Here is a 13,657-nt window from a genome sequence, read left to right as displayed (position 1 = left end):
TTAGCTGGACTAAAATACAACGGTTAGAAAAAAATGTAACGACCTTTTTACGGAAAGGACCATGCAGAACGTATCTATCAATACAAGCGATGAGGACGACGAAGAAGTAGGGTTGCCCGCATTGCCTCACGGCACAAAAAATTACATGACGCCTCAATGCTATCGGCGAATGCTTGACGAACGTGAACATTTGGTTCGCGTAGAGCGGCCGGAAATGGCCAATGTGGTGGCTTGGGCAGCCAGTAATGGGGATAGAAGCGAAAATGGGGATTACCTATATGGTAAGCGTCGTTTAAGAGAAATTGATCGCCGTATTCGTTTTTTAAGTAAGCGTATTGATATGGCTGAAGTGGTTGATCCTGCCACGCGGCCTGCAACCGATCAAGTGTTTTTCGGGGCAACGGTTACTTATGAAGATGAAGAAGGGCAAGAGCACACCATTCGTATTGTTGGTATTGACGAAGCCGATGCCAGCGTGGGTGATGTGAGTTGGATCAGTCCGATTGCCAGAGTGTTCTTGAAGGCCCACGAAGGCGATACCGTTACTTTGCCGACCCCTTCCGGTGTACAACATCTTGAAATTGTAGAAGTTAAATACTGCTAAAACGAAAAAAAATCGTAAAAGCCTTGATTTTTTGATAAGTGCTCTATACAATGCGTTTTCTCTTCGGGGGTATAGCTCAGTTGGTAGAGCACTTGCATGGCATGCAAGGGGTCAGCGGTTCGAATCCGCTTACCTCCACCACAGTTAGATAGTGTCTCCATCGTCTAGAGGCCTAGGACACGACCCTTTCACGGTCGGTACCGGGGTTCGAATCCCCGTGGGGACGCCAAACTATCATCTCATACCGTCTCAGGCAGTATGAGATTTTTTGTATCTGCTTGAAAAATCAAATAATTCATGTCTCAGGCAGTCTCATCCATTATCACTAAATCGCAAGTTTTTTGGTGGAAGTATTGGTGGGCTACCACTAAAATGAAGGTATAGGGTTCTTTTTGGTGGGAGGGCCATATGCCGAAAGTCGCTACCACATTATCCGATTTGCAAGTTCGCAGACTCAAAGGAGACGGGGTTTACTTTGTTGGTGGAGTTGTCGGATTAGCATTGCGAATCAAAAATTTCCAGAAAACTTTCTTTTTCCGTTACACCTCTCCTGTTACTAAAACTCGTCGAGAAATCACAATCGGTTCTTATAGCGTCTGCTCACTAAAGCGTGCTCGTGAGCAAGCGGCTGAATATAGGATGCAAATTAGTGAAGGGATTGATCCTTTGCTGCTGCGTGAAGAGACTTTGCAAAAGCAAAGAGAAGAAGCCGTTCGTCAAGAACGAGCGGCAATTACTGTATCCAAATTAGCTGACTTATTTATTCAATACAAAGACACCTTTTCTGATTGGTCTGTAAAAGATCGTGATTTATTCTTCAGTCGTCTAGGTCGCTACATTCTGCCCATCATAGGTAAGAGAGTTATCAGTGAAGTCACCCCTCAGCAGATCGCAGAAGTATTGCAGCCGCTCTGGTTGCAGCACCGAGCGGTAGCGGCCAAAACTCGTCAAATGTTGCGCCAAATGTTTTCTTGGGCAAAAGCCAAAGATTATTTTGATGGTGCTAATCCTGTCGATCCACAAGTCCTTCAGCATTTACTACCGAAGCGGATTATTCAAGAACCGAGACATCACGCCATGTTGGCTGTTAGTGAAATGCCGCGCTTTATGAAAGCTTTGATGCAGTATGAGGGAATAGCCGCGCGTTGCTTGCAATTTGCCATCTTAACTGCAACACGCTCAGGCAATGCCAGAGAGGCATTATGGGAAGAAATTAATTGGGATAAGAAGCAATGGATTATTCCAGCGGAGAAGATGAAAGCCTCTGCGAATGGTGATCACATTGTACCTTTAAGTGATCAAGCGCTTGAGTTAATCCGTTCAGTGCAAACGCAGGGTTATTCTCGCTACATATTCCCTTCGCCAATGGGTAACGGCAAGCTATCAGATGCGGCTCTCAAGGTTGTGATTCGTGCATTACATATGCAGGCTTTGGAAAAAGGGGAGAAGGGTTTTGTTGATCCGAAACAAAAGACAAAGAACGAATTGCCTGCGGTAGCAACGCCTCACGGTTTGGCACGCGCAACGTTTAGAACTTGGGCGCAAGATGATGAATTAGGCAATGACAAGCGCTTCTCAGCTTCTATCGCAGAGCTTTGTTTACACCACAAAATTGATGATGCTTACAATGGAGCATATGAACGCAATCAGGCGTTAAAGAGCCGTGCAGAAATGATGCAGGCTTGGGCTAATTACTGTTTGTCTAAGGAGTAATGAATGATAGAAATTGCTTCATTAAGGCTAACTGAACAACAAAGGCAGAGCTTAATCAAAAAAGAATTTTGGTCTATTCAAGAGGCAAGTTTTTATTTTTGCGATTGTGACTTTACCGAAAAATTGGAAGAGATAGGTGATATGAGCTTTTTGGATCACATCACTGAGATTCGAGAGGTAATCATCAATGATTTTTCAAAAAATAGGCGTTTATACAGAAAATACCAAATTTCGGAAAATGATTTTAATCAAGCAATAACCACAAAAATTGATCTAGTAGATCTCATGTTGTGGGTAAAGCAGAAATGGAAAAAATATTTTATTTACCAAGAAAGACCGATTCTTTTTGATCGTTACAAGAAGGAAATAGGCTTTCCATCAAGATTAAAAAACATGTCTAAAAAAGATCAAAAAAATGAGCAACCTGATGCTCATGAAAAGGCAATTAAACCACTAACTCTCTCAGAGAAGGAAATTAAGCAGGCAGAGTTTCTTTTGTCAAAAGGGATAAGAATTGATTATTTTATTCAAATTGCCTACGAAGCTTATTATTTAGCTTGGTATGACGATCTTAATCCGCCGGATTTTTCAAAACCAATTTTCAGAGATTCAAAACAATTGAGTGATTTTTTTGACAAAAAATTACCCAATGCAATCTTTGAAGAGGATGGGAAATTTTTTGGCTTAAAACATAATCGTTTAAGGGAATTTTTAAGTTCTTTAGTGCGAACAGAAGAGTTTTCAACTTATAAAAAATTTACTAAAAACTTTCCTCTAGGCAAGATCGATAAGAAGTAGCTCCTCATCGAATCGCGATCTAGGCCATTACTAGATCGCGAATCGCGATTCTCACACAACTGAAGCTTTTTATTTCACAATTCCATCATCGCTAGCGAAAACAAAACATTAGGGAGACGATGATGGAAGCATCTCAATTAATAAGGGTTCCAACCGTTGCGGCAATGCTCTCGGTGAGCCGCTCAACGGTATGGCGTTGGAGCAAATTCAAGCCAGAATTCCCAAGGCCGATCAAAATTTCGACAGGGGTTACGGCTTGGAAGTTGGACGAAATTCAGGCGTGGCTTGAGGGCCGTGATCAAGGAGGCAACAAAATGAAACAAGCATAGAAAAAGGGCAGCTAAGCAAAAGGCGTTGAACCGTTACTTCGCAGGTGCAGGTTCAACAACCAATCAACAAAAGTGGCCGCCCTCGATCGCAAGTCTATCACGGACTGTCAGTCGAGGCGGCAAAGGAGTTAACGATGAAAATATTTTCATCAGCTTCAATCGCCTGCTTGGCAGTCGGTGTTGACTTTTCAGGAAGTCTCCCCCCAGCAGGTCAAACGCTCCAATTAAATGTAATTGGAGACCGATATAACCAGCGTGAGGCCGATCTATTCGTCTTCCCCAACGTTGATGGAGGTTATGTCAAAAACCTCAAAACTGGGCAAGAGGCCGTTTGGTTTGACTCACAGTTGGAACAAAAAGCGGCTCAGCAAGATCAGCAACGTGTTGTCGCTACAGCGGAAGTGATAAACGTTCCTTTGGGATTCTTGAATCCTCGAATCGTTATCACAAGTACCTTTCAAATTAAAGAGCCACAAATGCAGACCTATCAATTTGACAAAGGAGGCTACTATGCCTGAAAAAAAAGGACTTGAAAATTTCACAGAACTTAAATTTGAAGCGCCAGAGCAATGGCCTGAACAAGTTGAGTTTGTAGCGGTTTTGAAAGAGGTCAACGAACTGATAAAAAAGTTCGTGTCAATGAAGGGCGCTCAACGACTACTCGTTAGTCAATGGGTGGTGTCCACGTGGTTCGTGGATCACTTGGATTACTTGCCGTATTTGTTGATCACCTCGCCAACAAAACGTTGCGGTAAAACCAAGCTGCTAAAGGTACTGGCAGAAATAGTTCGGTTCCCTGTAATGTCGGGAGATTTGACGGCAGCGGCTACCTTCCGAGTAATGGCCAAGGACTGCCCAACGTTATTGATGGATGAGGCCGATCGCTATTTGAACTCACGTTTAGATTTTGCCTCGATCTTAAATTGTGGTAACTCTCGGGACGGTCGCGTTCTTCGCACGGCAATCAATGCCAATGGTAATTACGGCGGAGAAATTGTTGCTTTCAGCTGCTTTGGTTTTAAGGCGATTGCCGGGATCAAAGCATCTAAAATCAGTGACACCCTGACTGATCGAAGCATTGTGATTGAATTGGTTCGTAAAACGAAGCAGATGGAACGCTGCCGTTTGAAACAATTTAAAGAGCAATGTGAAATCTTGCGGCGCAAGTTGTTCACTCTGGCTCAACAGCATGGAGCTGATGTCTTTACGTTGATAAACAAAGGGGATATGGTGTTCCCTGATGACTTGAACGATCGACAGATGGACAATATTGAGCCTCTGTGGGCCATTGCAGAATGCTGTGCCGATCCTCGCACCGTTGAGAAAATTAAAGAGGCCAGCCGTCGAGTGTTGACGAAAACAGAAGCTTTGTCGCAAACCGAGGCAGTTCGGCTACTGAGGGATGTGTATGTAATCGTTAAGGATTATCCACAAACGTCAATAAGCACAGAGGATCTGTTGGCGGAGCTAAGAAAAGATCCAACATGGGTCGAGCTATCAGCGAAAAAGCTATCGTTATTTATGGGAGAGTTTGAAATCCAAACTTTTCAAAACTCGCAACTTAACAACAAACGTTGTTATCGAACTGATAAGTTGATCAACGCGTATAAGCGTTATCGATAAGCTGATATGGCCGCTCCTCAAAAGAGTGAGCGGCCTGGTTCAAAATGAAAGCCGCCATCCACACGTCTGAGAGTGATGCCCACTCACCAACAGTGCAAATATGTCGAATCTATTCAGAGCTACCATCATGAAGAATCTTATTACTCTTAGAGCGGTTGCACTTCCAACACAAAGTCTGGAGATTCGAAGGAATTGTTTCGCCCCCTTTCGACACAGGGATAATGTGGTCGATCTCAAGAAGTAGGTTAGGTTCTTTAGTGATTGAATTTCCACACATACAGCATGTGTAGAGATCGCGTTCCTTGACCGTTTCGCGAAGTTTCGGGGTCATCAGGAGACGTTGCTCTTTAATAAACGCTTCCTTTGTGAGTTTGCTCTTGAGTGTGTTAATAAGTTCCTCAATCGTTTCAAGTGTCATCGGTACGCTGAAGCTTCGCTGTGCCTTGCCGCCAGATGACGTGTAGGTAAACACATACTCGACTGTAAGCGTGCTTTCGTCAACCTGTGCAAAACCAAGACGAGAATAAAAGCCGTCAGAATCGTTATCCATGACGTAGTCTGGTACGTTACCAATGTACTGTTTGTATTCGGTTTTGTAGTTCTCGATGATCTCTTTCGCATCTCTCAAAGTTTCTAATTCTTCGACTAGCTTGTAAAGATCCTGAATTTGTTGTGGATATGCGGCTTTGTTCGGATAGAACGTTTTTACGAGATAGCCCATGGGATTGTTTTCTGCACTTGAGAACACTTGAGCAGATACCTGTGCTGTAAAGGGAGCAACCGTTTTTTTGTATGCTCGTACATATTGGTTCTTATCTTCAAAGACTGTTTCTTCTCGAAGAGTCCGTTTGCCGAAAAGTTTAGAGATCGACTCAACTTTTTGCTTAATGTAGTCATTAAATTCTTTTTGCGAATTAATCATTGATTGACAAGTGTTCTTGATTCGCTCAAAATCAGGGGACTCGTAGTAGTCGAGAATCTTTTTGTTGAGGCCGAGCATATCCTCCACCTCTCTCTCAATTTTTCCAACTTGTTTTTCTATCAGTTCCCATTCAAGGCTATCCACGGACTTGATTTTTCGAACACTAGAGACTACTTCGCTGAAAAGTCCAGCAATTAATCCATCAAGTTTATTTTGCGATCCCTTCAGGATTAGATGATCTCGAGATTCATTGGCTACATCAATAATGCTATTGATCCGGTCGTACATCTCATGCTGCTTGTCTGCAAGCATTTGCTTTAATTGTCGGTTGTACTCAGTTTTTCCAATAAGAAGATGCGGTTGGCTCTCTATTTCAGTAATTTCTTCCATGGAAATATAGAGATTCCGCGTCGATAGAGTCTTTTTGGTTTGGTAACTAATAAGTACCCTATAGCAAACCAAATCTTTGTGCAGCTTCTGAAGTTCAGAGCGAAAATCACTATACAAATCTAAATTCTTATCATTCAAAATTTCTTCGAGTTTGTGTGCGCGATCTTTGTTTGTTTCGATATGCTCTTTGGCGATGGCTAAGATATCGGGTTGTTCTTTAAAAAATTTCAAGGTGTCGTATTTGTCTAACGTCGCTCGACTCATCACTTTTACAGGGTAGCTGAAATGATCCGGAGTCATTTCTGCATCGCTAAGACCAATAATTTTCTGAATTTCCTCTCGTTGCTTTTTCTTTTTCTGTTGATTAATTACTACAACAGCAAGACAAATCACAATTACAGCGCCAATTACTGCCCAAACCTCGGCACTGATCAAGGAGACAAGAAAAACAACTGCGAGTATAGAGATTATCCAGGCCATAAAACGATGAGTAATAGTTGTAAATTGTAGGACGGCGAAACACCCCACAGGGATCGGTTTCAATGCAGCTCGTAGGCCGCACGGTGCAGGTATTGTAAAAGAAAGTTGGCTTTTTATCTCTGTAAACAAGCATTGTCAAAATTGAGAGGATCTAACGGATCTAACGGGTTGTCAGGAGTATATGGGCTTTAACGATTAACTATCACTTTCCCCAACAGAAACGGAGTTTAAGCGAATTTTTTAGGCATCACGCAGGGCACGAAGTGACCGAGTAGATGCCCTAAAACAATAAGATTAAAAGACGTTTATGTTGGGAAAATGCTGTTGTTAGTAGCTCCCTTTCAATTGAAGACTTGTTTTATTCTTAACAAAATCGTTTATTTGACAAACGAAAGCACTTAACTACGAACATAGCCTTAATAGGTTAAAAGACCCGTTAGACCCTCTCGAAGCGTTATTCAACACCTGCCTACATCACATATTGAAGTAATTGCTGTTATAACACATTAATCAAATAGACGATTTTTAGGTGTTTTATGTTAAATGCGTACATCAATGGTGTGTTGTCGAAAGCTGAAGTTTCTGGTCAAAAGGGAAAATGTCCGTTTTGTGGAACTGATGTTGTCGCAAAATGCGGTAAGTTTAGGCATGCCCATTGGGCTCATTTAAGTAGAAAAGACTGCGATTCTTGGTGGGAATCTGAAACTGAGTGGCACAGAGAATGGAAGAGCCGCTTCCCTCAATCGTGGCAAGAGCAAACGAGGTACGATGAACAGACAGGAGAAAAGCACGTTGCTGATGTGTTGACTCCAAACGGCTTGGTAATTGAGTTTCAACATTCAGCCATCAAACCTGAAGAGCTTCAGTCAAGGAATAACTTTTATAAGCACATTCTTTGGGTTGTTGACGGTTGCCGAAGGAAGACTGATTTTCCGAAATTGATCAAAGTATTTTCTTCTCATGATTTTAAGAAGATGGCCCCTATTCCTTATTGGCCAGTACAGAGAACCAATTTCTTTGAGTTTTATTTTGCTGACGAAGTTTTCAATAAAACGTGGCTGAAGCTACCAGTGCCAATATTTTTCGACTTTACGTCTCATCCAGATTTGCAGGTGCTAGAAGATTCCTTGTCAATTGGTTCTTTAGAACTTTGTTGCCTTTTCCCTCAATACTCGGATAGTGCTGTAGCGGCTTTTATCAGTAAAGAAGATTTTGCTCAAAGCGTTTTGGCTGGCAAGGACTTCTTTTCGCCGATAATGAATTTTGTGTACAAGGAATGGCAGGCTGAACAAGCTAGGATTGCAAGGAATTACCGAGCCTATCCAATTAGAGACTTATTGCGAAATCCATTAACGTTGCGCCCTCGGTATCGGCATCGTTTTCGTTTTTAATGTTGATAAACACTTTTATACATTTTTGCTTATTAAGGTATTTTGCAAAATCTCCAAATGTCCCGCAGAGGGACGTGAAACGAATAAAATCTCGATAAGATAAAAAAATTTTAGTTAGATAGGAAATCTACCTTCAGTTGTAAAGAATGGTTTTGATTGATTGGCTACGTCATCATCAAGCAAATTCCAAAAGCTTTTGACTGAGTTCTTTGCAAGAGAGCGTTTCCCGTAATAAACATGAAGTCCCCTGAGTTGATCAGTATTTTTACAGCACCGAATACTCATTAAATACTTAAATGCTAATTCTGCTGCATATTGTGAACGAACAACTTCATACTTTGAATACTTAGCGTCCAGAATAGTATATTCAGTCGAGGAACTGTTTTGAACTTTAATGATGTAATCAGGTCTGTAATAATAACCACCTCTGGCTTCCGAATTATATTTAAGGGTCGTGATCCGTCTTAGTTCGACGCCGTTGTCATCGATTTGCTGATGGCCCCCCACAACAGGTTGGAAATAAAGCGTAACTGTTGTGTCTTCTTTTATAAATGTAAAAGTGTTAGCAAAAAAGTCATCTTCGGGAATGATATTTTTCTCTGTGAGACTCCAATCAAATTTACTATTTCGTACAGGTTTAAAACCCTGTGAGATAATCGCATTAATCTCACTAAGAAGTACAAAGTATTCGTAGAGTCTGCTATTGAGAAGAAAAGTAAAAATTAGAATTTCATTTTTGAGATTAAATTGAGGTAAAGAAAACCATTGACCGATAAGTTCAAAAAATAGTCGGTAAGTAGGGACCCGTAAGAAAACCTGATTTGCCTGAGGCATACTTGTAATCTGCATTTCTTTAACGGGTAAAAGACGTCTATAAATTACCAAAAGTTGTTCTATTTTTGTTTTAATGTTCTTCAAATGTTCAATTTCGTTGCTTAGACGCCCATGAAGTGAAGTCCAAATTGCATCAATTGATGAAATGTATCCTTGGATTTTAGACTCATAAAGGTCCTGATCTAAAAGATTCTGAACATCATTTAAAACAAGGATGATTTTTTGAGATATATGACTCAAGAAACTTAAAATTACTGAGTTTTCATAAGTATCACGTGATTGGACATTGTCTGCAACTAATGCATGAAGAGGTTGATAATAATGCCACCCATCAGTTAAGCCAGTTGAATAGGTGACTGGTATTAACTCACCGGGATTTTGCAAAATACTTGACAGTGTATGACCGGAGAAATTCTTAATTTTTTCAAAGTTATCTCGTTTCTGGATTTGGATGAGTTTTGTTTCTGCGTGTCCTTTAAAATAGCCAATATGTCGTTCATACACATGGATTATTGTTTCCAATGTTTTATTAAGAGTGGCTAACGTATCAGGTGGATCGGAATCTGGGTTGGGTGAGTTAGTGAAACTCAGAGACGGCGAGTCCGTTACAAGTAAAGCATCTTGGTTATTAGCAACATAACGTGCCATGGCTTTTAAATCATTAGTGAACTCATTCTCTGGCAGTAAAATCTGTAAAAACTCAGAAAACCAAGATTGGCTGCCAATGATAATTTCGATTTGAATGAATCCAAAAAAATCAGCAAAAGGCTTGTCAAAGTTATATTTTGACAAAAAGCTATATGTGGGGATTAGCTCAAGCTTATTGTCCTTTACTAAATTGTTAGTAATAACATCGACACCGTTAATACTCATTGAAATTTGTTCAGACGTATCGAAATCAAATAGTTCAAAGGTGTAACATCCGTCAGCTATAACTGAGCGGTTAATCCTCAAGATTTCTTCAGCAGTAAGCATTTTCCTTCGAGTTGACAACTCGCAATCAAAACACTTTTGACCGTGAAGTAATAACCGTAATTTTGGAGCAGCCATGGTATTTCAATTAGAAGAAAGAGTACATATGCATGGCGCGCTCACCGCGAGTTATGATATCCGTTAAGATCTCTGCGGACTTGGTTAAATCATTTGTTTCACAAAAGTTTAATAGTTCATTAAGAGGTGTTTCATATTGAGCCCCAACACAGCTGATGCAAGGTAATAATTTTTGAGCTACTGCGAAGTCTATCGCAGGAGTATAGCTAGAACCCATATCCTCAGATTTAAACCAATAAGTTGCAACATAAATATAGTTCATCATGGCTCGGTATGAGCGAGCAGATACGTTGATGCCTAATCCCTTAACTAATTTGATGATCGAGTTCATCATCGTATTTATTTTTTCATCGTAGCGGCTCACATCTTCCCGGACAAATGGGAGACTAAAAATTTTAGTAAAAGTTTCCCAGTTGACTAATTCAATACTATCGTCCTTTGGATTGCATTCTGTTACTTCGGAAGTTAGAACGGAATAATCATCAAAAATAGGTTTAGGTAAAGATACAACCCATGATCTGTCAATCAAGCGAGGAGAGAGAATTTCTGTGGTTTGATCGTTGTTAATTGTTGCCAAAAATCGAAGAGTATTAGGGACTAGATATCTATGGCCATCTCCAAGATGGATAGAACCCATACCAACTTGGTTGTCACAAATATTCATGAAGTCAGCCCAGTAGTATTCCATTTGACTCAAATTGGCTTCATCAAGCAGTATTATGAAGGGATGAGTGAATCTGTTTTGTTTCGCTTCTCTGTCAAGGAGTTTGAAGCACTCATGGCGCTTTGCATCTTGTGTTTCAAATGTTTTGCTCAAGGGGTTGTAATATCCCAAGAAATCACGCTTACTGGTCCAACCTCGTTCTACTGAAACTTGAAGGAAACGATTGATATCTAAAGACGTACCAGCCCTGTATCCATAGGAATTTAAGCCTAAAACTGTGGAAATTATGTTGCAAATACTCGTTTTACCACAGCCAGGTTGCCCAGAAAAAACGGTTAAAAAGCCTTGAGCAAGGCAAATGTAAAGGTTCAGGATTGTATTACGATCGTAATTACGGTGCTTGGACGTTGCTGAATATAAGTATTCGACTAGTTCTTGACTAGATAAGTCAGACATTTGTAATTTATTTAAAACGATTTCTTTTTTACTAAGCTCGTCCTCTTTTTTATTTGAAACCCATAAAGCAGCTGCTTCCGAAAATTTATGAGCGAGAGCAGGCGTAAACGCTAATTTCGAAATTTTGTCGTCTTTTACTGACTCAATAAGCGTGTGGCTAAGCCTATCAATTTCTTTTTCATAGTCCGTAATACTCCAACGCTTCTGTCTGATTTCTTCTTTTAAATCGCTTAATTTTTGTTTTACTTCTGCTAAGTTTTTTACATCATTCTGGCTATTAATTAAATCATCAAGTTGAGTTTTTGCTTCATCTCGTTGTTGCAATAGTTTATTGACTTGTTCAGTTAGCTCTGCCTGCTTTTGCTTCTCGTATTTTTCATCAATCTTGGATAATTCTTCACGTTTTACAGAGATGGACTGCTCTAAACCACTTTTTTCGTTTAGTAAAACATCTATCTGATCACGAATAGCTTTGTACTCTTTGAGATTTTCTAAAGCTGTTGGGTTTTTTGCAATGCGAAGGGTTAATTTGTCAAAGAAACCAGTTTCGTCATCTTTCGCCAAAGATAAACAACTTGTAATGACACTGGCAAACTGCTCTACATTAGATTCATTGAGTTGGATATTGCTAATAATATCTTTTAAACGGTCTCTCCGGCTTTTCTGAATGTCAAGATTAGAGCCTAACAAATTGGTATCTAATGCAGTTTTGTCTAGCCACTCAATTACTAGAGATAACGTTTTTTTATCAAATTGTCTACTTTGTTCTGCTATGCGTTTAAGTAATGTTTTATCGTCGTAGGTATCAATAACGCTTCTCTGAACTCCCGAGCGCCGAGTCAACAGGATATCACGGTAACAGTTTTGTCCATTATCCGCATCATGAACAAAGATCATTGATCTATAGAGTTGTTGATTTAAGTTCTTACCTTCGAAGCACTCTATTTCACCATTTTTGGAACCACTTCGGAAATTTACATAGTATCGTCCTTTTGCGTCTTGTATTAAAGGAGTGGGGCCTAAAAATTTATCACCATAAGAAAGAACTACATCAATGCGTTTTGAGTAGTTTAGGGCGGCATCTTCTTCAGCGTTTGGTGTAAAACTAACATAAATTGAGGTATTTAAATCAATTTCTGAGTCATTTATTGCAGCATTAGCATTAATCGGATACACAACAAAGTAAGCACCAATTTTTTCAATAGGCTCGAAGCGACCGCTTTGAACTATCTTTTGAAAATCACTAAGACGATACACGTAATCATCGTTGTGGTTATTCTCTAAATCACTTTCATCAATTGCAATCAGGTAGTAGTAATTGTCTATCAAGTTTTTAGTTAGAGAGTTTCTGAAATGTGACTTAGCTAATGCGAAGGCTCCATAACTGGGAAATTGATGTTTAACTGTTTCTTCAGGGATTGAATAAACTTCGTTATTTCTGACTATTGCGGTCGGATAGAAATTATAAAAAGATCCGTTTTGAAGTCGGATATATCCTAAATATTGGGTGTGCTTAAGATTATCGGATAGCGACATAGAACCTTCCTCAGTTGATGGCATAGTAGGCTTTTCATGACTAGAACTTAGAGTTTGGGCATTTTCTGCCTCTTCTTCTTGTTCTTCCTCTTCCTCCTGTTTCAAGATTTTTAGACATTCCTCCAGTTTCATCTTATCGTCCATTTTTTTGAAAGCTTGTGTCTCTGCATTAGTAATGGGCCTAACAACGTAATCACATTGGTTTTGTTCTAGGCACTCCCGAATGTCTTGAATTTTTAAGTAAAAATCTTCAAACTCAACAAGTTCGCCCATGGCTTTTAAAACCATAGCTCTAGGGGCTCGCCAGGCATCATTGCGTGCATTAGCATAAAACTTTTGGAATTCTTCAGTAGATAAGGTAGAGGTTCTTTCTATCAGCAAATCAGCAATAACTATTAGATATTTTGGGTGAGTTGCAAGGTGAAGAATAACCTCTTTGTCTCTACGCCAATCATAAGTTGACGGTTTAGCTCTAACCCCTTGTTTAAAGTTAGTTATGCTAGCTGCTTTTGATCCCATGCGTTTAGGGAACAACTTATTAATTGCAACAGCATCTTCTTTACTAATACTGCTAAAAAGTCTCTGAAGTTCTAGAAAAGACCATAACTGGATTTTTTTGGTATCAGACAACATGTTCCACTACTCTGCTGATAAAAAACGGGTGATGATAACTCACTAATTTTAACTCAGAGATGATCGAGATTTTCTTTGTTTGTCATGAAAGACCAGATTTAGAATTCTCAAAACACAGAAGAAAGGAGTTCTATTGAATAAAACATAGTTTCTCGGAGATCGAAAGTTTGTGTTGTACACAGTAGGTATGAATTGATTGGTATAAATTTTATTTATGAAGATCAATAACCTAAC

Annotated in this window: 10 protein-coding genes and 2 tRNA genes; 9 read left to right on the top strand and 3 right to left on the bottom strand. The window is 39.9% G+C overall.

Annotated elements, in window-relative coordinates; all coding sequences use genetic code 11:
• The first annotated feature begins 61 nt into the window (after positions 1–61).
• From greB to M3080_RS00450, 8 genes are all read left to right on the top strand, one after another.
• On the top strand, positions 62–604 hold the full coding sequence (gene greB, locus M3080_RS00485; RefSeq protein WP_249091445.1) for a transcription elongation factor GreB: 543 nt from the start codon (positions 62–64) through the stop codon (positions 602–604).
• 65 nt (positions 605–669) lie between these two features.
• Positions 670–745 (top strand) — tRNA-Ala (locus M3080_RS00480).
• 12 nt (positions 746–757) lie between these two features.
• Positions 758–833 (top strand) — tRNA-Glu (locus M3080_RS00475).
• A 179-nt stretch (positions 834–1,012) separates the two neighbouring features.
• Positions 1,013–2,317, top strand: coding sequence for a tyrosine-type recombinase/integrase (locus M3080_RS00470; protein WP_249091444.1), 1,305 nt, complete (start codon positions 1,013–1,015; stop codon positions 2,315–2,317).
• Between the two features lie 3 nt (positions 2,318–2,320).
• Positions 2,321–3,115: a hypothetical protein gene (locus M3080_RS00465; RefSeq protein ID WP_249091443.1), complete on the top strand. Its 795-nt coding sequence runs from the start codon at positions 2,321–2,323 to the stop codon at positions 3,113–3,115.
• 122 nt (positions 3,116–3,237) lie between these two features.
• A complete protein-coding gene (locus M3080_RS00460; RefSeq protein ID WP_249091442.1) occupies positions 3,238–3,444 on the top strand; it encodes a helix-turn-helix transcriptional regulator in 207 nt (68 codons plus the stop codon).
• A gap of 134 nt (positions 3,445–3,578) precedes the next feature.
• Positions 3,579–3,962, top strand: a complete 384-nt coding sequence (locus tag M3080_RS00455) for a hypothetical protein (protein ID WP_249091441.1) — start codon at positions 3,579–3,581, stop codon at positions 3,960–3,962.
• Entirely contained in the window at positions 3,955–5,067 is a 1,113-nt protein-coding gene (locus M3080_RS00450) for a DUF3631 domain-containing protein (RefSeq protein WP_249091440.1), read from the top strand. Before M3080_RS00455 ends, M3080_RS00450 begins: the two co-directional genes overlap by 8 nt.
• A 109-nt stretch (positions 5,068–5,176) precedes the next feature.
• Here the strand turns inward: M3080_RS00450 and M3080_RS00445 are convergent, their stop codons facing one another.
• On the bottom strand, positions 5,177–6,922 hold the full coding sequence (locus tag M3080_RS00445; protein WP_249091439.1) for an HNH endonuclease: 1,746 nt from the start codon (positions 6,920–6,922) through the stop codon (positions 5,177–5,179).
• 473 nt (positions 6,923–7,395) lie between these two features.
• On the opposite strand from M3080_RS00445, the gene M3080_RS00440 reads away from it, so the two are divergent.
• Positions 7,396–8,250, top strand: coding sequence for a competence protein CoiA (locus M3080_RS00440; protein WP_249091437.1), 855 nt, complete (start codon positions 7,396–7,398; stop codon positions 8,248–8,250).
• Between the two features lie 114 nt (positions 8,251–8,364).
• Here the strand turns inward: M3080_RS00440 and M3080_RS00435 are convergent, their stop codons facing one another.
• Both M3080_RS00435 and M3080_RS00430 read right to left on the bottom strand, forming a co-directional pair.
• Positions 8,365–10,059, bottom strand: coding sequence for a hypothetical protein (locus tag M3080_RS00435; RefSeq protein WP_249091435.1), 1,695 nt, complete (start codon positions 10,057–10,059; stop codon positions 8,365–8,367).
• Between the two features lie 85 nt (positions 10,060–10,144).
• The gene (locus M3080_RS00430; protein ID WP_249091433.1) at positions 10,145–13,423 is read right to left on the bottom strand and encodes a hypothetical protein; all 3,279 of its coding nucleotides are present in this window, start codon (positions 13,421–13,423) and stop codon (positions 10,145–10,147) included.
• Between the last annotated feature and the right edge of the window lie 234 nt (positions 13,424–13,657).

It is taken from the genome of Parasutterella secunda (assembly GCF_023336895.1).
GTDB lineage: Bacteria > Pseudomonadota > Gammaproteobacteria > Burkholderiales > Burkholderiaceae_F > Aphodousia > Aphodousia faecalis.
The sequence above is the reverse complement of the archived record's forward strand: the minus strand, read 5'-3'. Positions and strand labels throughout refer to the sequence as shown.